The 20317-nt window shown below is 67.2% G+C and carries 18 protein-coding genes; 11 read left to right on the top strand and 7 right to left on the bottom strand.

Annotated features, from left to right (window positions below):
• Positions 1-28: 28 nt before the first annotated feature.
• The 4 genes from FOC84_RS14205 to FOC84_RS14190 all read left to right on the top strand — a co-directional run bounded on the left by FOC84_RS14205 (position 29) and on the right by FOC84_RS14190 (position 3389).
• Complete coding sequence (locus FOC84_RS14205; protein ID WP_173144959.1) at positions 29-892, top strand: MBL fold metallo-hydrolase; 864 nt, start codon at positions 29-31, stop codon at positions 890-892.
• A gap of 96 nt (positions 893-988) precedes the next feature.
• A complete protein-coding gene (gene pap, locus FOC84_RS14200; protein ID WP_173144958.1) occupies positions 989-2455 on the top strand; it encodes a polyphosphate:AMP phosphotransferase in 1467 nt (488 codons plus the stop codon).
• Positions 2456-2478: 23 nt separating this feature from the next.
• Complete coding sequence (locus FOC84_RS14195) at positions 2479-2928, top strand: GNAT family N-acetyltransferase (RefSeq protein WP_173144957.1); 450 nt, start codon at positions 2479-2481, stop codon at positions 2926-2928.
• A complete protein-coding gene (locus tag FOC84_RS14190; protein WP_173144956.1) occupies positions 2925-3389 on the top strand; it encodes an HIT family protein in 465 nt (154 codons plus the stop codon). The genes FOC84_RS14195 and FOC84_RS14190 overlap by 4 nt, the downstream gene beginning before the upstream one ends.
• 13 nt (positions 3390-3402) lie before the next feature.
• Here FOC84_RS14190 and FOC84_RS14185 read toward each other — a convergent pair whose 3' ends face one another.
• Together FOC84_RS14185 and FOC84_RS14180 are read right to left on the bottom strand one after the other, a co-directional pair.
• Positions 3403-4560 (bottom strand): glycosyltransferase, encoded by a 1158-nt coding sequence (locus FOC84_RS14185; RefSeq protein WP_173144955.1) that lies wholly within the window; start codon positions 4558-4560, stop codon positions 3403-3405.
• A 2-nt stretch (positions 4561-4562) separates the two neighbouring features.
• The gene (locus FOC84_RS14180; RefSeq protein ID WP_173144954.1) at positions 4563-4940 is read right to left on the bottom strand and encodes a hydrogenase; all 378 of its coding nucleotides are present in this window, start codon (positions 4938-4940) and stop codon (positions 4563-4565) included.
• Between the two features lie 227 nt (positions 4941-5167).
• Here FOC84_RS14180 and nhaA point away from each other — a divergent pair, with 227 nt between their 5' ends.
• The 4 genes from nhaA to tenA all read left to right on the top strand — a co-directional run bounded on the left by nhaA (position 5168) and on the right by tenA (position 8521).
• Positions 5168-6388 (top strand): Na+/H+ antiporter NhaA, encoded by a 1221-nt coding sequence (gene nhaA / locus FOC84_RS14175; protein ID WP_173144953.1) that lies wholly within the window; start codon positions 5168-5170, stop codon positions 6386-6388.
• Between the two features lie 65 nt (positions 6389-6453).
• A complete protein-coding gene (locus FOC84_RS14170; RefSeq protein WP_173144952.1) occupies positions 6454-6846 on the top strand; it encodes a DUF488 domain-containing protein in 393 nt (130 codons plus the stop codon).
• 126 nt (positions 6847-6972) lie between these two features.
• On the top strand, positions 6973-7758 hold the full coding sequence (locus FOC84_RS14165) for a 3-hydroxybutyrate dehydrogenase (protein WP_173144951.1): 786 nt from the start codon (positions 6973-6975) through the stop codon (positions 7756-7758).
• Between the two features lie 100 nt (positions 7759-7858).
• A complete protein-coding gene (gene tenA, locus FOC84_RS14160; RefSeq protein ID WP_173144950.1) occupies positions 7859-8521 on the top strand; it encodes a thiaminase II in 663 nt (220 codons plus the stop codon).
• Positions 8522-8575: 54 nt separating this feature from the next.
• On the opposite strand, the gene FOC84_RS14155 is transcribed toward tenA, so the two are convergent.
• The 3 genes from FOC84_RS14155 to FOC84_RS14145 form a co-directional block, all read right to left on the bottom strand.
• On the bottom strand, positions 8576-10966 hold the full coding sequence (locus FOC84_RS14155) for a TonB-dependent siderophore receptor (protein ID WP_438800883.1): 2391 nt from the start codon (positions 10964-10966) through the stop codon (positions 8576-8578).
• Positions 10967-11252: 286 nt separating this feature from the next.
• Complete coding sequence (locus tag FOC84_RS14150) at positions 11253-12248, bottom strand: FecR family protein (protein WP_173144948.1); 996 nt, start codon at positions 12246-12248, stop codon at positions 11253-11255.
• Positions 12249-12259: 11 nt separating this feature from the next.
• The gene (locus tag FOC84_RS14145; protein ID WP_173144947.1) at positions 12260-12766 is read right to left on the bottom strand and encodes an RNA polymerase sigma factor; all 507 of its coding nucleotides are present in this window, start codon (positions 12764-12766) and stop codon (positions 12260-12262) included.
• Positions 12767-12886: 120 nt separating this feature from the next.
• On the opposite strand from FOC84_RS14145, the gene FOC84_RS14140 reads away from it, so the two are divergent.
• From FOC84_RS14140 to FOC84_RS14130, 3 genes are all read left to right on the top strand, one after another.
• The gene (locus tag FOC84_RS14140; protein ID WP_173144946.1) at positions 12887-13648 is read left to right on the top strand and encodes a uracil-DNA glycosylase; all 762 of its coding nucleotides are present in this window, start codon (positions 12887-12889) and stop codon (positions 13646-13648) included.
• A 278-nt stretch (positions 13649-13926) separates the two neighbouring features.
• On the top strand, positions 13927-15696 hold the full coding sequence (locus FOC84_RS14135) for a DEAD/DEAH box helicase (protein WP_173144945.1): 1770 nt from the start codon (positions 13927-13929) through the stop codon (positions 15694-15696).
• An 89-nt stretch (positions 15697-15785) separates the two neighbouring features.
• Entirely contained in the window at positions 15786-16973 is a 1188-nt protein-coding gene (locus FOC84_RS14130) for a class I SAM-dependent methyltransferase (protein WP_173144944.1), read from the top strand.
• Between the two features lie 31 nt (positions 16974-17004).
• Here FOC84_RS14130 and FOC84_RS14125 read toward each other — a convergent pair whose 3' ends face one another.
• Positions 17005-18105, bottom strand: a complete 1101-nt coding sequence (locus FOC84_RS14125; protein ID WP_173144943.1) for a CCA tRNA nucleotidyltransferase — start codon at positions 18103-18105, stop codon at positions 17005-17007.
• Positions 18102-20252 (bottom strand): lytic transglycosylase domain-containing protein, encoded by a 2151-nt coding sequence (locus FOC84_RS14120; protein ID WP_173144942.1) that lies wholly within the window; start codon positions 20250-20252, stop codon positions 18102-18104. Before FOC84_RS14120 ends, FOC84_RS14125 begins: the two co-directional genes overlap by 4 nt.
• Between the last annotated feature and the right edge of the window lie 65 nt (positions 20253-20317).

Raw genomic sequence — 20317 nt, 5'->3', positions numbered from 1 at the left:
GCAGCGACTCGCTGCGACGCGAGCGTCCATGTTTCCCCAGATCCAGGCTTTCTTCGATTCCGTCACCGCGACGGTCACCTATGTTGTGCATGAACCCGCGCCGGGCCGCGCCTGCGCCATCATCGACTCGGTACTGGACTACGACCCCAAGTCCGGCCGCAGCAGCACTGCAAGCGCCGATCAGGTGGCGGACTACGTGCGCCAGCACGGCCTGAAGACCGAATGGCTGCTGGAAACCCATGCCCATGCCGATCACCTGTCGGCGGCGCCCTACCTGCAGCGGCAGCTCGGCGGGGTCATCGCCATCGGCCAGAGCATCCAGACCGTGCAGGGCGTGTTCAAGAAGATCTTCAACCTGGAGCCGGAATTCCAGCTGGACGGCTCGCAGTTCGGCCATCTGTTCGCCGACGGCGAGACCTTTCGCATCGGCGCGCTGACGGCGCAGGCCATCCACGTGCCCGGCCACACGCCGGCCGACATGGCCTACCTGATCGGCGACGCGGCCTTCGTCGGCGACACGCTGTTCATGCCGGACGTGGGCACGGCGCGCTGCGACTTCCCCGGCGGCGATGCCCATCAGCTATACCGTTCCATCCAGCGTCTGTTGAGCCTGCCCGCCGACACGCGGCTGCACATGTGCCACGACTACCCGCCCGCCGGCCGCGTAGCGTCCTGGCAGACCACGGTGGCCGAACAGCGCCGCGCCAACATCCACGTGCGCGACGGGATCGGCGAGGACGACTTCGTGGCCATGCGCACGCGGCGCGACGCCACCCTCTCCATGCCCACCCTGATCCTGCCCGCCATCCAGGTGAACATCCGCGCCGGCCACTTCCCGCCGCCCGAGGACAACGGCGTACGCTACCTGAAGATCCCGGTCGACGCGCTCTGAACGCGGGGCGGCAAGCGCCGCGGTCCGGGCTTGCGCACCCGGGGCTTATCCCGCAAGATCGTCCGATCGCAGAATTGCCGATCAGACGGATCCCCCATGTTTGCAGAAGCCGAAGCCGACCCCAGCCTGTCCAAGGAAGAATTCAAGCCGCTGGAAGCGAAGCTGCGCGTCGCCTTGCTGAACGCGCAGTACCAGCGCCTGCAGAAGGCCGACAAGACGCTGCTGGTGGTCATCGCCGGCATAGACGGCGCCGGCAAGGGCGCCACCGTCAACCTGCTGAACGAATGGATGGATCCGCGCCACATCAAGACGCTGGCCTACGGGCCGCGCGAAGGCGCCGCGCTGGAGCGTCCGCCGTTCTGGCGCTACTGGAACGACCTGCCGCCCAAGGGCAGCACCGGCATCGTGTTCGGCTCCTGGTACGCGCCGCTGCTGCTCGAGGCGACGCGCAAGAAGCCTGACCAGAACAGCATCGAGGCGCAGGCCGCCGCGATCCGCCACTTCGAGGCCATGCTGGCCGCCGAAGGCGTGCAGATCGTCAAGCTCTGGTTCCATTTGTCGGCCAAGGCGCAGAAAGAGCGGGCCGAGCGCCTGCTGGCCAGCCCCGAGACCTCCTGGCAGGTCAGTCCCATCGACCTGAAGGTCCACAAGAAGTACGACCGCATCCGCAACGCCGGCCAGGTGGTGCTGAACCGCACGGACAGCGGCCACGCCCCCTGGGTCGTGATCCCCAGCGCGGACGAGGGCATGCGCGCGGCGCGCACGGCCGAAGCGGTGCTGGCCGCCATGCGCCAGCGCGGCGTGCCGCGCATCCCGGCCGCCTTCGTGGCGCACGCCCGCTCCACGCGCGTCGTCGACCGCCTGGGCGAGCTGGACTACGACGCCAAGACCGACAAGGACGACTACGAATCCGAGCTGGGCCTGCTGCAAGGCCGGCTGGCGCGGGCGGCGCGTTCAAAGAAGTTCCAGGAGCGCTCGCTGGTGCTGGTGTTCGAAGGCCAGGACGCGGCCGGCAAGGGCGGCGCGATCCGGCGCGTGACGCATGCGCTGGATGCGCGCCAATTCGACATCACGCCCGTGGCCGCGCCCAACAGCGAGGAACTGGCCCGGCCCTATCTGTGGCGCTTCTGGCGCCACGTGCCGCGCCACGACCGCATCGCGATCTTCGACCGCTCCTGGTACGGCCGCGTGCTGGTCGAGCGCGTCGAAAAACTGACCGCGCCCGCCTGCTGGCGCCGCGCCTACGCCGAGATCAACGACTTCGAGGGGCAACTGGCCGCCAGCGGCGCGCTGGTGCTGAAATTCTGGCTGGCCGTGACGCCGGAGGTGCAGCTGGAGCGCTTCAAGGAGCGCGAGAGTTCGCCCTTCAAGAACTTCAAGATCACGGCCGACGACTGGCGCAACCGCGACAAATGGAAAGACTACGCGGATGCCGCCAACGAGATGCTGGCGCGCACCGACGTTGCGCATGCGCCGTGGCATCTGGTGTCGGCCAACGACAAGCGCTACGCTCGATTGCAAGTGCTGCGACACATCGTCGAAGCCATGGAAGACCAACTCTGAATCCCGCCTGGAGGCCGCAAGCCATGAGTACCGCAGAAATCCGCCCCATCGTCGCCGCCGACTTCGAAGCTTGGCTGCCGCTGTGGAAGGGCTACCAGGACTTCTACCGCGTCAGCATCGACGACGCCGTCACGCGCAACACTTGGGCGCGCTTCCTGGACCCCGCCGAACCCATGCACGCCGCGCTGGCCTACGACAGCGGCCGAGCGGTCGGCATGGTGCACTGGATCTTCCACCGCTCCACCTGGACCGCGGGCGACTACTGCTACCTGCAGGACCTGTACGTGGACCCAGACGTGCGCGGCACCGGCGCCGGCCGCAAGCTGATCGAACACGTGTACGCGCAGGCCGCCGCCGCCAACTGCTCGCGCGTGTACTGGCTGACGCATGAAACCAACGCCACCGCCATCCAGCTCTACGACCGCATCGCCGACCGCTCGGGCTTCATCCAGTACCGCAAGGTGATGCCGTGAGCGCGCGCGACCCCAACTGTCCGCTTTGCCAGGAAGACGGAGGCACGCTGCTGTGGCGCGGCCCGCACCTGCGCATCATCGAGGTGGACGACGCCGATTATCCGGGCTTCACGCGGGTGGTCTGGAACGGTCACCTGGCCGAGATGACCAGCTTGTCCACCCATGGCCGCGATCTGCTGATGCGGGCCGTGTATGTGGTGGAGGAAGCGCAGCAATCGGTCCTCGCGCCGGACAAGATCAACCTGGCTTCGCTAGGCAACATGGTGCCCCATCTGCACTGGCACGTGATCCCGCGCTGGCGCGGCGACCGCCACTTTCCCGATCCGATCTGGGCGGCGCCGCGCATCGCCGCCGGCGCGGAATCCGCCGAATGGCAGGAACGCCAGGCGCGCGTGCAGGCACTGCTGCCGCGCTACCGCGACCGGCTGGTCGAGGCCATGAACGCCCTGCTCTGGCACTGAGCCGCCGCCCGCCTCAGGCGGCGCGCGCAGCCCCCCGCAGTTCCGCCAGCCAGCCGGCATAGGCCTGTTCAACCAGACCGGCTGTGCGTTCGGCGGAAAACAGGCCTTGCCCCCGGATCAGCTCGCGGCCCGCATCGCCCATGCGGCGGCGCAACCCCGGGTCGGCCAGCAGGCTTTCCAGCGCCGCCGCCAGCGCCGCAGGATCGCCGGGCGGCACCAACAGGCCGGTCACGCCCGCCTGCATGGTTTCTGGCACGCCGCCCACGTCGGTGCCAATGACCGGCACCCCCATGGCCGCGGCCTCGATGAAGACGGTGCCCAGAGCCTCGCGCAGCGTCGGCAGCGCAAACACGTCGAAGGCGGTCAGGACATTGCCGATGTCGTCGCGTCGGCCGGTGAAATGCACGCGCCGAGCCAGGCCCAATGCCTCCACCTGCGCCTGCAGCTGCCCCGCCATGGGCTGGCCCTCGCCCACCAGCACCAGATGCGCCTGCGCAAACGTGGCGGCGATACGGTGAAAAGCGTCGATCAGGTCGCAATGCCCTTTGTCCGCCCGCATGACGGCCACGCAGCCGACCACCAGCGCATCCTCCGGCAGGCCGAGTTCACGCCTGACGCAGACGCCGCTATGCACCTGGGGCAGCACCACGGGCGAATGGATGGTGGCGATGGCCTCCGGCCGCGCGCCGCCGTCCAGCAGCTGGCCGCGCACGTAGCGGCTGACGGCGATGACGCGATGCGCCAGCCAGGTATAGGCGTAGAGGGAATTGATGGGCTTGGCCAGATGCCGCGTGCGCACGATGAGAGGCGTGCCGGCCAGGCGTGCCGCGATGGCGCCCAGGACCGTGTCGCGGCGGCTGTGCGTATTGACCACGTCGAAGCGCCCGCGGCGCAACAGCCGGCGCACGAACGCGACGCCGCGCGTGAAGTTGAGCGGGCCATCCATGGGAATGAGGTGCACCGTGAAACCGGCCTCGCGCAAGCGCGTGCCCAGTTCCGCCTCCGGCTGGCAGACCGCTTCCAGATGATGGCCGCGCTCGCGCATGGCTATCATTTCCTTATAGATGCAGAACTCCTGGCCGCCGAACGAGGTGGCCGCTTCGGTGTGCAGGATGCGCAGGCGCGCGTCGGGGCCGGGCCGGCCCTGGTGGGATTCAATGGGATTCGGCATGATCAGGTTTGGCCGCCTTGGGTGGCGTCCGCGTCGCTCCAGCAACGGCCCTGCGACAGCAGGTAGGCTTCCAGGTAGGCGATGTCTTCCTGCTCCAGCGCCGCCGCGCCCACGCTGGCGCAGTCGCGCGGGCATTCGGCAGCGTGCAGCCGGCCATCGGACCAGACGCGCGCGGAACCGGTGCGGGATAGATCGAAGCGCGCCCCGGCCCGCGCCCAGCCCAGCAGGCGTGTGCTGGGGATCAGTTGCCGGGTCTGATAGACGCCGTGAGGGCTCTGGGTCGCAGGCGCCATGAGCGCATCGCCGACATCCACCAGGCGGCTCGCGGCGCCGGGCGTGGCGGGCGTGTAGGTCAATACCGTAAGAGGGCGTAATGGCATTTGGCTAGCAAGAGTCGCCAGGCGGCCTTGCAAGCCACGGACTGGTCGGGATTCGAGGGAGAGTTTGGTCGCCGGACAAGCAACGCCAACAATTCGACGCTGATGAGCTGTTTTTTCAAATAAATGAAAGAAGTTCGACGAAGTAGAAGAATCCCGAAAAAATAATTCAGGTAAAATTCAGGAATGAAACGCGCATCTTATCAAAACGTAAGCAAGGGCGGTACTGCATGAGTTTCCAGGCCGTCCCTCCCCAAAAGCCGGTCTCGTTCCTGCAATCGTTCCTCCGCTCCGAAGCGCTGGGCGGCTATGTCCTGATGCTGGCCGCGCTGGTCGCGCTGGTGGTGGCCAACAGCCCGGCCGCGCCCGCCTATTTCAGCCTGCTGGAAACCAAGCTCGGCTTCCAGGCGGGTCCGGTCCTGCTCAAGGAAACCGTGCTGCACTGGATCAACGACGGCCTGATGGCGGTGTTCTTCCTGCTGGTCGGGCTCGAGATCAAGCGTGAAGTCCTGGACGGCCAGTTGCGCGGCGCCGCCCGCATCGTGCTGCCCGGCATCGCCGCCCTGGGCGGCATGGCGCTGCCGGCGCTGATCTACGTGCTGATCAACTATGGCAGCCCCGGCACCTTGCGCGGCTGGGCCATTCCGGCCGCGACCGACATCGCCTTCGCGCTGGGCATCCTGGCGCTATTGGGCAGCCGCGTGCCGACCTCGCTGAAGATCTTCCTGACGGCGCTGGCCATCCTGGACGACCTGGGCGCCATCGTCATCATCGCCTTGTTCTATACCGCCGAACTCAATGTGTTCGCGTTGAGCATGGCGGGCGCCCTGCTCGCCTGCCTGTTCTGCCTGAACCGCGCCGGCGTGCTGCGCCTGACGCCCTACCTGCTGATCGGCGCCGTGCTGTGGTACTTCGTCCTGAAGTCCGGTGTGCATGCCACGCTGGCCGGCGTGGCGCTGGCGCTGACCATTCCGCTGCGCCCGCAGAACCAGGGCCATCCGGGCGCGCATTCGCCCCTGCATGCGCTGGAACATGCGCTGCACAAGCCGGTCGCCCTGCTGATCGTGCCCATTTTCGGCTTCGCCAACGCTGGCGTGTCGTTCGCCGGCATGGGCCTGGGCAGCCTGGCGCAGCCCGTGCCCATGGGGGTGGCGCTGGGCCTGTTCCTGGGCAAGCAGCTGGGCGTATTCGGCTTTTCCTGGCTGGCCATCAAGAGCGGCATCGCCACGCTGCCGCGCCATGCCAGCTACATGCAGCTGTATGGCGTGTCGCTGCTGTGCGGCATCGGCTTCACCATGAGCCTGTTCATCGGCGCCCTGGCGTTCACCGATCCGGCCGCCATCGACGCCACCAAGATCGGGGTGCTGACGGGTTCGCTGGTGTCCGCCGTGGTCGGCTTCCTGGTGCTGCGCGCCTGCGGCAAGCGCGCCGGCGCCGCGGAAAATCCTTGAGCGCGGATTGAATATGGACGGCGGGCGCTAAAGTAGCGGGATCCGCCACCCGCCCTGGAGCCGCCATGAAACCGTCCGCCATCGCCGTGCAACGCGTCTACGAGGGCTTGGGCCCGGAAGGCAGCTACCGGGCGCTGGTGGACCGCATGTGGCCGCGCGGACTGCGCAAGGCGGACCTGCACCTGGACGAATGGGCGCGCGACATCGCGCCCACCCTGGAACTGTGCAAATGGTTCAGCCACATCGAGGATCGCTGGGAAGAATTCCGCCAGCGCTACCAGGCCGAACTCGCTGAACCCGAACAGCAGGCCCGCATGGCCGCCTTGCTGGAAGCCGCTGGCGAGCGCCCACTGACGCTGCTGTACGGCGCCCGCAACACCGAACACAACCAGGCCGTCGTGCTGCGCGACGTCCTGCAGGACTATGTCCGGCATCACCGCAGGCGCAAGCAGGCCTGAGCCGCCGCCCGCGTTGCGTTCAGCCTGCTCTAATCCTGCGGCGCTACCATCAAGCCATGCTCCCCGCATCCGTGGGCCACAGGGCACGGCCCGGCCCACCGGCAATCCCAACCCGGAGGTTCCAGCATGCATAACCTGAATGGAAAAGTCGCCGTCGTCACCGGCGCTGCCAGCGGCATCGGCAAGGAAATCGCCCTCACCCTCGCACGCGCCGGCGCGGCCGTCGCCATCGCGGACCTGAACCAGGCGGGCGCCGACGCCGTCGCCCGCGACATCGAGCAGGCCGGCGGCAAGGCCATGGGCGTCGCGATGGACGTCACCAGCGAAGAGGCCGTAAACCAGGGCATCGACCGCGTTGCCGCCGCCTACGGCAGCATCGACATCCTGATATCGAACGCGGGCATCCAGATCGTGAACCCGATCGAGAACTTCGCATTCTCGGACTGGAAGAAGATGCAGGCGATCCATGTGGACGGCGCATTCCTCACGACCAAGGCGGCGCTCAAGCACATGTACAAGGGCGACCGCGGTGGCGTGGTCATCTACATGGGCTCGGTCCATTCGCACGAGGCCTCGCCGCTGAAGTCCGCCTACGTGGCCGCCAAGCACGCCCTGCTGGGCCTGGCGCGCGTGCTGGCCAAGGAAGGCGCGGCGCACAACGTGCGCTCGCACGTCATCTGCCCGGGCTTCGTGCGCACGCCGCTGGTGGAAAAGCAAATCCCCGAACAGGCGAAGGAACTGGGGATCAGTGAAGAAGACGTGGTGAAGAAGGTCATGCTGGGCGACACGGTCGACGGCGTGTTCACCACGGTCGAGGACGTGGCGCAGACCGCCCTGTTCCTGGCCGCCTTCCCCAGCGCCGCCTTCACCGGCCAGTCCTTCGTGGTCAGCCACGGCTGGTACATGCAGTAGTGCGGCAAGCAACGCCTCTTGCCCCGCGGTCTTTGATACCCTAGCCCGCTTTGTGGACCGGCGCGCAATCGCGCGCCGGCAGCCTGCCTTGAGGAACCTCATGTCTTTCAGCTCCGACGCCTGGACGCGCAACGCCGCGCTGTACGAAAAAACACGCGACATGCCGTTCAATCAGGAACTGGCCAGCGGCCAGCTCGACGAGAACGCATTCAAGCATTACATGATCCAGGACGCGCACTACCTGGTGGCCTTCGGACGCGCGCTGGCCATCGCTTCGGCCAAGGCCGACGACGCCGACGGCGTGGTGCAGTTCGCGGACGCGGCCAAGGGCGCCGTCGTCGCTGAACGCACGCTGCACGCCGGCTTCCTGAAGCAGTTCGGCATTGATAGCGCCACCTTCGAAGCCACGCCGCTCACACCGGCCTGCCACCACTACACCAGCTTCCTGATCGCCACCGCCTGGAGCGCCCCATACCCGGTGGCGCTGGCGGCCCTGCTGCCGTGCTTCTGGATCTATGCCGAAATCGGCCGCGAGATCCATGCGCGGGCGGCGCAACCCAATCCCTACGCGGCCTGGATCGAGGCCTATGCCTGCGAGGATTTCCACGCCCTGGTGCGCCGGGTCATCACCACGGTCGACCGCGTTGCCGAAAAGGCGTCCGCCGAAACACTGGAACAGATGCACGCTGCCTACACCCGCGCCGCGCAGCTGGAATGGATGTTCTGGGATTCGGCATACCGGCAGGACGGCTGGCCAGTCTGAGCCGGCACAGCCCTCGGGCGCGCGTTTTCTTTTCGTACGCGCGCGCCCCCGCATCTAGAACTGATAGCGCGTGCTCAGCAGGAAACTGCGCGGCGTGCCGTAGTAATTGCCGCCATTGTTGCCCTCCAGCGAATCGAAATAGCGCTTGTCGAACAGGTTGTTCACGTTCAGCTGGAAGTCCAGCTGGCGGTTCACCCGATAGCCCGCCACCAGGTCGACCACCGCATAAGGCGATTGCGTGATCACGTACCCGGCGCTGCGGGTCAGCGACTGCGTCGTGATCTTGCTTTGCGCGCGCACCGCTGCGCCGACCCGCCACTTTTCAAACTCCCCCGGCAAGTGATACATCGCCGACACTTTGAACTGGTGCTGCGGGATATAGCTGGCGTATGGCTGGCCGGACGCGCTGTCCACGCCGCCGCTTGAGACCTTGGCCCGGGTATACGAATAGCCGATCCCCACATTCAAGCGCGGCAGCAATTCGCCGTTGATGTCGATCTCCACCCCTTCGCTCTTTACCTCTCCAACGGCGCGGTAGCAATTGGTGGCCACAAAGCACGATGGGATGTCCGTGACGGCTTGCGGCAGGTTCGTCTGCGTGGTCGAGAACAGCGCAATGGCGGCGTTGACGCGTTCATCCAGGTAGCTGCCCTTCAGGCCGATTTCGTAATTGGTGCCTTCCACCGGCTTGAGCACGGTACCGGACGTGTCCAGGTAGTACTGCGGCTTGAAGATGCTGGAATAGCTGGCGTAGACCGAATGGTTGTCGTTCAGGTCATAGGTCAGCGCGGCATAGGGCGTGAAGTGGGCATCTTCGCCGAACTTGCGCTGGCTGCTCCAGCTGCCTTGGGTCTGCTTGTTGTCGAAGTCGAACCAATCCATGCGGGCGCCCAGGATCATGCTCAATGGATCGGCCAGGCGGAAGCGGCCCGTGGCATAGAGCGAGGTCAGCTCGGAGCGCTGGTCACGCCGCCACATCGTATCTTTGACGAAGTCCTGGCGGCGAATGGAATCCGGATCCCAGGTGGAGGGGTCGACGCCCGAGACCATCAGGTAGCCGCCTGGCTCGTTCAGGTAGCTGTAGCCGTTGTCGAGCCAATGATCGTTGCGGTAGCTCGCGCCCACCGCGATGTCATGCTCGCGGCCGAACAGCATGATCGGGCCTTGCGCGGACAGGTCGAAGCTGCGCTGCTTCTTGTCGTAGTCATAGCGGCCTCCCATCACGTCGTACACGTTGCCGCTCAGGCCGCTGTCGCTGGCGACGAAGTACGCGCCGTCCAGCGACGATTTGCCATTGACGCCCCGGGCCGCCGCGCGCGCGATCCACCCGTTTTCGAAGGTGTGCTTCAGTTCGGCGAACAGGCTGTATTCGCTCTTGTCCCAATAGCTCCATGACGGCGAAAAGCGGCGCGACCGCCGGATATCCAGCGGCGACCCATCCACCGCGGTGGGCACGCCCATCCATTCGGAGCCGGGGTTGTCTTCGCGGTTGGAATGCCCACCCAGCGTCAGTACGGTGTTCGCGGTCAGGTCGATGTCCACCACGCCGTAGTACAGCTGCTTGCGGCTGCTGTAGCCGTCGGTGAAGTAGTCCCGGGATTGCTGCGACGTCACGAAGCGTCCGCGCACCGAACCGCTGTCGTTCAGCGGTCCGCTGGCGTCGAATTCGCCCGAGAAGTTGTTCCACGAGCCCGCGCGCGCGGTGGCAATGAATTGCGCGGCGTCGGTCGGCTGCTTGCGCACGAAGTTGATGGTGCCGGAAGGGTCGCCCATGCCGGTCATCAGGCCAGTGGGGCCGCGCACGACTTCCACGTGGTCGTACATGGCCGTGGTGCTGTAGGTGGACGTGTCCGTCTCGTACGACAGGGGCAGGCCGTCCATCAGGAAAGTGTTGATGGTGAAGCCGCGCGAAAAATAGCGCGACCGGTCATTGCTCCAGTGGTTGACCGTGATGCCGGTGGTGCTGTTGGCGACGTCGTCGATCGTCTGCATGGCGAAGTCGTCCAGTTTCTGCCGGGTGACCACGCTGACGGATTGCGGCGTTTCCTGGATGGTCAGCGGCAGCTTGGTCGCCGTGCTCATGGCGCCGGTGGTGTAGGAACCCGTGTCCTCGGTGATCGAATTGCCTTTGCCCACGACGGTGATGGTGTTCATCATCACGCTGTTGGCGTCCTCGCCGCGCGACACCGACACATTGCTGCCCGACCGTTCAAACACCAACCCGGACCCTGCCAGCAGCGCCCGCAAGGCCTGGTCCGGCGTCAGTTGTCCCGCCACGGCGGGCGCCTTGAGTCCCCGCACCGTATCGGGCGCATACGCCAGTTCCAGCGAAGCCTGCGTCGCCAGTTGCGTCAAAGCGCCTTCCAAGGATTGCGCGGGGATGTTCACGGACAGCGGCGCTTCCTGCGCGTGGGCCTCACGCTGCGGCATGGCCAGCGCCAGCATCAAGGACAGGGCCAGCACAGTCAGCCCGCGCGTCGGCGCGACAAGGCGCGATGTGCCGCGCAGGGTGGATCCAGAGGGTATACGGTTCACGGGACTAGCGTTCCTGGAGGGGTCTTGAGACAAGGCGCGCCAGTCAGCCCGTTACGGAAGACGCTGGCGTAGCCACGGCATCGGATCGATGCCCTTGGAGGACAAGACGCCTGTCGCGGACAAATCCCTGATGGAGAAACGCGATTGAATGGTAACCATTCGTAATTGAACCAGCTGGCGCAAGGCCTGCAGGAAGCTAGCGGCGCACGATCAGGGCCGAGCCGTCCGCGCCGCTTTGCACGCGCACAGGCGCAATCGCGGGCAGCAAATCCAGGAAGGCACCGGGATTATCGACACTGAACACGCCTGAAATCCGCATCGCGGCCACATCGTCCCCCGACACGCGGATCGGCGCGTGGCCGTAGCGGTTCATTTCGGAAACGGCTTCCGACAACGGCACGTCGCGGAATACCGCCCTGCCGCGCTGCCAGGCCAGCAGATTTGCCACGTCCAGTTTTTCGGACGGCGACAAGCGGCCATCCTGCTCCATGCGCGTGCCCTGCCCCGCAGCCAGCAGTACCTGGCTGCGGTTCCACCAAGGGCCGGCCTGGACCGCCACCGTGCCCGAATCCACGGCCACGCGGACAACGTCGCCGTCACGCCGGACGTTGAAGCGCGTGCCCGTCACGCGGATCGTCGCGCCGCCGGCCTCGACGTAGAACGGCCGGCTGGCATCCGGCGTCACCGAAAACGTCGCCTCTCCCGCCTTGAGTTCCACCACTCGCCGATCGGCATACAGCGCCACCGACAATTGCGTGGCCGTGTTCAGATCGACGAGGGATGCATCAGGCAACGACACTTGCTGACGTTGCCCCGCCCGTGTTGCGTATTGCGCCGCATAGCCGGGATCGTCTCCGCCCCATCGCGGCAACACCACCCCCGCGACCACGGCAGCGGCACCGGCCACGGCCAACCCTGCCACCAAGCGCCGGCGCCCCGGCGTGCGCCGGCGGGCCGCGGCTTGCGGCTCCCCCGTCAGCGCGCGCAGCCGATCCTGCCCCAATTGGGCGCTGGCATTCCAGATGCCGCGCGCGCGGCGCAACTCCAGATCGTGCGAGGGATGCGCCTGCCGCCATGCTTCGAACTGCCGTCGCTCGGCCTGGCTCATCTGTTGCGAATGCTCGCGGGCGAACCAATAGGCGGCCGCGTCCCGAGGATCGGTCAAGGTGTCTGGGTCGATGGGATCTGTCATTGCGCGGCGGATCAATCCGGGCAGAAGTGTTTCAGCTGTTCGCGGACTTCTCGCGTGGCGTCCATGATATAGCGCTCGACCGTATTGAGCGCCAGCCCCATCCGCATTGCGACTTCGGGCTGCGAGTAACCCTCGAGCCGGCACCAGACATAGGCTTGCCGCTTCTTCAGCGGCAGGCTCGCCAGAGCGCATTCCAGCGCGTCGGCCAATTGGCGGGCACGCACGCTGGACTCCGGGTCATGCCACTGCGCCGGATCGTCGGCCGCCCATGCCTCCAGCGACACTTCGTCCTGGCGCGTCTGCCGCCGGATCTCGCTGATCAACCGGTTCTGCGCCGCGCGGCGCAAATAGGATTTGCCATTCACCACGCCGCTGCTGCCGCCGCTCAGCAGGCCGGCCATCACATCCTGCGCGGCGTCCTCTGCATCGCTAGGTCGTGAATTGCGCTTGGCCCACGCGCCCATCAACTCGCCGTAGTGGGCGAGCCAAGCTTTCAGGCTGCTGGGGGGACGGGACATGGCGGCAAGCGCGGCGGATGTGGACGGCCGCAATATTAACAATGATTCTCACTTCGAATTTACTGATGTTGCCGCTGTGCACCGTCGGCGCGCAGTGCCTGCTATGCCAAAATCGCGCCCATGCCTACCGATAATCGCCTCATCCCGAACGCCCTCGGCGCCCAGACGTCGCAACTTCCCGACGCCTGGGCCGCCGCCTTTGCGCCTCGCGCGGTCGCCGAGGCCCTGGCCGCCGTGACCGCTCATGTGGAAAAGCGCCTGGGCGAAGGCGCGACCGTCTATCCCGCCACACCGTTCCGTGCCCTGCACGGCCTGGCTCCGGCCGACGTGCGGGTGGTGATCCTGGGACAGGACCCGTACCATGGCCCCGGCCAGGCCCAGGGCCTGGCCTTCTCGGTGCCGGACGACTGCAAGCGGCCGCCCAGCCTGCGCAATATCTTCAATGAGATCGCCCAGGAATATCCAGGCAGCCGCGTGCCCGCCGGCAACGACCTGAGCAGTTGGGCGGATCAGGGCGTGCTGCTGCTGAATACCGCGCTGACCGTGGAAGACGGCCAGCCCGCCTCGCATGCCAAGCGCGGCTGGGAAACGGTGACGGACGCGTTGATCGCCCTGGTCGCGCGCGACCCGTCGCCCAAGGTTTTCATGCTCTGGGGCGCCCATGCCCAGGCCAAGCGGGCGTTGCTCCCTGACAACAGTGGCCACTTGGTCCTGATGTCCAACCATCCCTCCCCTCTGTCCGCCAGAAGGCCCCCAGTGCCCTTCCTGGGCTGCGGCCATTTCCTGGCCACCAATCAGTGGCTGACCAACCAAGGGAAAAACCCTATTGATTGGGAGCTGGACAAAAAAATAATTCCCATGCAGAGTGAATTCGGGTTATGATCGCCGCACTGCACAAAACGAGTTCGGCATTTACCGCCTTGATTTAGCGGAAGTTTTCGCAGTTTGCCGGGTAACACAGCCCCGGCCCCATGCCGAACTATCATCGATTCCTGACCTCCTTTCCTTTCGCCCTGCGTTCCACTCAGTACACGAGAACGCGCCACGCGCACGGTTGATTCGGTCGGCACGATGCTCCATCAACCGTCGCCTGGATCCGGCCGCCTAATCCTTTGGCCCGACCAAGCACTGCGTCGCATTGATTGCGGCAAGGGAAAGTAATGTCTTTCGAAAACCTGGGTCTTGCGCCCGCTCTGTTGTCGGCCGTCCAAGAAGCTGGCTTCTCCACCCCCACCCCCGTCCAAGCGTCCGCCATTCCGCAAGCGCTGGCTGGCCACGACCTGATGGTGTCCTCGCAAACGGGTAGCGGCAAGACCGCGGCCTTCATGCTGCCGGCCCTGCACCGCATCGCCCAGATGCCCGCCAACAAGGGCGTCGGCGTGCAAGTGCTGGTGCTGACCCCGACCCGCGAACTGGCCCTGCAAGTCACGGACGCCACCGCCACCTACGGCCGCAAGCTGGCCGACCTGCGCACCGCCACCGTCGTGGGCGGCATGCCCTACGGCGCGCAGCTGAAGGCGCTGTCGCGCCGCGTGGACGTGCTGGTCGCCACCCCCGGCCGCCTGATCGACCACCTGAACTCGGGCCGCGTCAAACTGAACACCGTGCACACGCTGGTGCTGGACGAAGCCGACCGCATGCTGGACATGGGCTTCATCGAAGACATCGAAACCATCGTCGGCCGCCTGCCGGAAGACCGTCAGACGCTGCTGTTCTCGGCCACGCTGGACGGCACGATCGCCAAGCTGGCGGCGCGCATGATGCGCGATCCGCAGCGCATCGAATTGGCCAGCGCCAAGGAAAAGCACACCAACATCACGCAAAGCCTGCTGTACGCGGACGATGCCAGCCACAAGATGCAATTGCTGGACCACGTGCTGCGCGATGCCGCGCTGGATCAGGCCATCGTCTTCACGTCGACCAAGCGCGGCGCCGATGACCTGGCCGACCGCCTGGCCGACCAAGGCTTTGCCGCCGCCGCCCTGCACGGCGACATGAACCAGCGCCAACGCACCCGCACGCTGTCGCAACTGCAGCGCGGCCAACTGCGCATCCTGGTCGCCACCGACGTGGCCGCCCGCGGCATCGACGTGCAAGGCATCAGCCACGCCGTCAACTTCGACCTGCCGATGCAAGCCGAAGACTACGTGCACCGCATCGGCCGTACCGGCCGCGCTGGCCGCAGCGGCCTGGCCTTCACGCTGGCCACGCACTCCGAGCGCCACAAGGTCCGTCGCATCGAGCACTACATCGGCCAATCGATCACCCCTGAAGTGATCGCCGGCCTGGAACCCAAGCGCACCCCGCGTCCCTCGACCGGCGGCGGCAAGCCCTCTTTCGGTAAGCGTCCCGGCGGCGGCTATCAAGGCAACCGCGAAGGCCGTTCCTTCGGCGGCCCGCGTGGCGAATACAAGCCGCGTGAAGGCGGTTACCAAGGCAATCGCGACAGCGCCCCGCGCGAAGGCGGCTACCAAGGCAATCGTCCGTTCGGCGATCGTCCGGCCCGCTCCTTCAGCGATCGCCCCAGCTTCGGCGACCGCCCGCAGCGTGAAGGCGGCTACCAGGGCAACCGTCCCTTCGGTGACCGTCCCCAGCGCGAAGGCGGCTTCCGTGGCGGCGACCGCGATTCGCGTCCCAGCTTCGGCGACCGTCCCAGCTATGGCGACCGCCCCCAGCGCGATGCCCGTCCGTTCAACGAACGCGGCCCCCGTGAAGGCGGTTTCCGCGGCGGCGACCGTGACTCGCGCCCCAGCTTCAGCGATCGTCCGAGCTTCGGCGACCGCCCCAGCTTCGGCGACCGTCCGCAACGTGAAGGCGGCTTCCGCGGCGGCGACCGCCCCGAAGGCGGTTTCCGTGGCAAGCCCACGTTCGACAAGCGCCCCGGCGGCCCCGCCAAGCGCTTCGCCAAGCCGGCCGATCGCCGCGGCTAATCCGCCCGCTTGAGCCCAACGCAAACCCCGCGCCTGTCGCGGGGTTTGTTTTTTGGGAAAATGTCCGCTTGTCCACGCTCCACCCGACCATGCAACGATCCGCCCCCGCCAACCTGCCCGCCCTCGCCCCCGCCGCCCAGGAACACAGCGCCGCCGCCGCCGCGCATCTGCGCGCCACGGTCGCCGCCCATGGCGGCTGGCTGTCGTTCGACCATTGGATGGCGCAGGCGCTGTACGCGCCCGGACTGGGCTACTACGCGGCCGGCAACGTCAAGCTGGCCGAGGCCGACGGCGACGTCCGCGCGCCCGCCGGCGACTTCGTCACCGCGCCTCAGCTGACCCCGCTGTTCGCCCGCACGCTGGCGCGCCAGGCCGCCCAGGTGCTGCGCCAGACGCAGACCGACACCGTGCTGGAGTTCGGCGCCGGCACCGGCGCCCTGGCCGAAGGCGTGCTGCGCGAATTGGATGCGATGGGCCTGGCCCAGACCCGCTATCTGATCCTGGAAGTGTCGGCCGACTTGCGCGCCCGCCAGGCCGAAAGGCTGGCGGCGTTTAGCGGCCGCGTGCAATGGCTGGACGCGCTGCCCCAGCGCTTCGCCGGCTGCGTGCTGGCCAACGAAGTGCTGGACGCAATGCCGGTATCGATCTTCCGCTGGAGCGACGCAGGCGAGGTGCTGGAGCGCGGCGTGGCGGTGGACGCCTCGCAAGACTTCGTCTGGGAAGACCGTCCCGCGCCGCCCACGCTGGCGGCCGCCGTCGCCGCCCGCATGCCGGCCCTGCCGGGCTACGTGTCCGAGATCAATCTGCAAGGCGAAGCCTGGATCGCCGCCATGGGCGGCTGGCTGGAGCGCGGCGCGGTCCTGTTGCTGGACTATGGCTTTCCGCGCAGCGAGTACTACCATCCACAGCGCGCCGGCGGCACGCTCATGTGCCACTTGCGCCATCACGCCCACGGCGACCCGTTCACCGCGCCGGGCCTGCAGGACATCACCGCCCACGTCGATTTCACCGCCATGGCGGACGCCGCGCTCGAGGCCGGCATGCAGGTCCTGGGCTACACCTCGCAAGCCCGCTTCCTGATGAACGCGGGGTTGATGGATCTGCTGGCGCAGCTGGATCCGAGCGACGTGCAGCAATACGCGCAGGCCGTGGCGCCCGTGCAGAAGCTCTTGTCCGAATCGGAGATGGGCGAACTGTTCAAGGTGCTGGCGGTGGGACGCGGCATCACCGAACCGCTGGCAGGGTTCTCGCGCGGCGACCGGCTGGGCAAGCTGTAAAGATCAGGCGGCCCGACCGGGCCGCCCGGCATCACTGCGCCCGCAGGCGCTCCAGGCGCGCGACGCGCACCTGTTCCTTGATGCGCGCCGGCTCGCCGGCGCAAGCTTTGGCGATGGCCCCCGCGTCCACGCCGCGCACGACCGCCACGCGCGACTGCCAGGCCGCGCGATCCACGGAACGCAGCACGGCAGCCGCGTCCAGCAGATCCAGAAAACGTTCCGGCTTGCGCAGCGCATCGGCGCGCTCCATCAGCGCCAGTTGCGCGTCGGCGGGGTCACCGCCCTGTTCCGCGGCATCCAGCCCCGCCAGCACGTCCGGCAACAGCCGCGCGTAATCGTTGCATTCGGTAGGCACGCGCAGGCGGCGGCCCATGGCGTCGCGCTCAGGGCTAAGCCGGCACAGCAAGGCATAGCGGCCCGGCAACGACAAGCCCCGCGCGGCCGCGCGGTCCACGTCCGCCATGATCTGGTCCACGCCTTGCAACTCGGGCATCACGCGGGCCAGCGCGCCGCATTGTTCCAGGATGCGCAACATGCGCGATGGCGACCCCGCCATCAGGCCGCGCGACAATTCCTTCCAGACCCGCTCGGCCACCAGCGCATCGGCCTCGCCGGCCTCGACCATGCGGCGGCACAGCGCCAGGGTCTCGGGCGCCACGGAAAAATCGGCAAAGCGCGCCGCGAAGCGGGCCAGCCGCAGGATGCGCACCGGATCTTCTTCGAAGGCCTCGCCGACGTGGCGGAAGATGCGGTCGCGCACGTCAGCCGCGCCGCCCAGAGGGTCGACCAGTTTGCCGTCCTGCGTCTGCGCGATGGCATTGACGGTCAGGTCGCGGCGGCGCAGGTCTTCTTCGAGCGTGACGTCCGCGCCGGTATAGAACGTGAAGCCCTTGTAGCCCCGCCCCGACTTGCGCTCGGTGCGCGCCAGCGCGTATTCCTCTTTGCTGCGCGGATGCAGGAAGACGGGGAAGTCGCCGCCCACGGGCACGAAGCCGCGCCGCGCCATGTCCTCGGGCGTGGCGCCCACCACGACCCAGTCGTGGTCGCCGGGCGTCAGGCCGAGCAGCGCATCGCGCACCGCTCCGCCCACGATATAGACCTGCAGGCCGTCCGTGGCCGGATCCCGCGTCATGGAATCGAGGTGCTTTCCGCGCCCAGCGGCACGATGTTGCCCAGGCGTTCCTTCAGGGACTGGGGCTGGCCGGTGAACATGGCCGCGTAATACACCGAGTTGGACATTACGTTCTTGACGTAGGTACGCGTCTCGTTGAACGGGATGGTCTCGGCGAAGATGGCGCCTTCCACCGGGTGCGTGAAGGTCGAACGCCAGTTGTGCGGACGGCGCGGGCCGGCGTTATAGCCTGCGCTGGCCAGCATCTGCGAACCGTTCAGGTCGCGCAGCACCATGTTCAGGTAGTTGGTGCCGAGTTCGGTGTTGGTGTCGAAATCGTTGACGCTGTCGGGCGTGAAGTTGCTCATGCCGATCTTGCCCGCGACCCATTTGGCCGTGGCCGGCATCAGCTGCATCAGGCCGGAGGCGCCCACGTGCGAACGCGCGTCCATGATGAAGCGCGATTCCTGGCGGATCAGGCCGTAGACCCAGGCCGGGTCCAGGGCGATGGCGTTGGCCTTGGCGGTGACGCGGCCTTCGAAGGGCGCGATGAAGCGCTGGCTGAAGTCGAACTCTTTTTCGGTGCGGTCGGAGGTGTTGACCACGCGGTCGTAGATGTTCTCGGCGCGCGCCAGTTCGGCGGCGGCCATCAGTTGGCGGTCGCTCATGCCGCGCAGCGTGAAGTTCCATTCCGGCACGGCTTCGGCGCGCCAGCCCAGGCGGAACAGCTGGATCGCGCGGCGCAGGCCGGGATTGGCGCGGGCCTCGGTGATTTCCTGGTCGCTGATGGGCGCGGGGCGCGGCGGCACGGTGATGCGGCGGCCCAGTTCCTCGGCGGCCAGCTGGCCGTAGAAGTCGAAGCGGTCGGCAATGCTGGCGTAGGCGGTGGCGGCCTGTTCCTTGTTGCCGCGCGCGGCCTGGCCGCGCGCCTTCCAATAGATCCAGGACGAATCGGCCTGCTGCGAGGCAGGCATCTGGTCGATGGCGTCCATCACCCACTTCCAGTCGATCTTGGGCTGGCGCAAGGCGGCGCGCACCTTCCAGGCGGCGTTGTACTCCGTCATGCGGATGTGGCCGGCCTCGTGGTACCAGTCGTCGGCGCGACTGTCGAGATTCAGCGCGGCGACCAGCGCGTATTGGCCGCGGACCCAGGCCAGGTTCGACTTGGCCATGGACTTGGACCAGTCCCCGGACTTGCCCCATTCGCGGCGCAGGTAGGAATCGGCCACGCTGACGTCGGAACGCGCCAGGCGCGCCAGGGCGATGGTCACCAGTTCCTTCTCGTTGCGGCCCACTGGCTGACGGCTCTGGCGCGTCAGCCACTTCATGGGATCCTTCATGAGCAGGTCATAGGTTTTCAGGTCGCCCGGCTCGAACATGTACTGCGCAAACTTGCGCGCATCGGTCGTCTTGTTGGCCTCGATGGCGTCGCGCAGCTGGGGCTCCAGCTGTTCCCAGCCCATGATGCCGTCGGCGACCAGTTGGTCGTACAGCGCCCAGCAGGCGCCGCCCGGCGCGAACACGGCCGCGGCCTGCGCCGCCGTGGCACGCTGCCCGGTCATGTGCTTGGCATCGAGGATGGCGCACTCGATCTGCGCATTGCTGTTCTTCACGGGCGCGAGCTTGCGCACGGTTTCGAAGTCCCCGCTGCGGGCCGCGGCCAGCAGCCAGTCGCCGCGCAGGCGGTCGGCCAGATAGGCGTCGGAATTGCCGCTGATGAACTTCTGCAGGTCGGCGGTGGGCCGGCCGGTGGCGGGCGGGGTCCACAACTGGTAGCGCAGCAGCCAGTATTCGGGATACATGCCCAGCGGATCCGGCTTGGCCTGCGGCACCAGCGCGCCCAGCACGGACCATTGCTTGCGGTTCATGGCTTCGCGCGCCGCGACCACGGCGGCCAGCGCGGGCGTCTGGGAAGTCGGCGGCAGGCCGGCCAGCACCGCAGGCGGCACGGAAATGGCGGGTTGCGCAGCCTGCACGGCCGCCTGAGGCTGGGGCTGGGTGTTGACCGCCGCGCTGCGCTGCTGCGCGTCCACCGGCGCACAGGCCGCGGTGAACAGCGCCAGGAGCGGCAGCCAGCGGCGCAGGCCGGGAGCGGCTTCCAGAGTGGTGGCGGACCCGGATTTCCGCACGGTTTTCTGATACCGTCCGGGTTGCAGAGTCTGTGTCATGCCCTGTCCCTCATACACTGGCCCAGCACGGCGGCAATCCGCAAGTTCGTCCACGTTTTCGCCAT

It is taken from the genome of Achromobacter pestifer, from assembly GCF_013267355.1.
Taxonomy (GTDB): domain Bacteria; phylum Pseudomonadota; class Gammaproteobacteria; order Burkholderiales; family Burkholderiaceae_B; genus Achromobacter; species Achromobacter pestifer_A.
The sequence above is the reverse complement of the archived record's forward strand: the minus strand, read 5'-3'. Positions and strand labels throughout refer to the sequence as shown.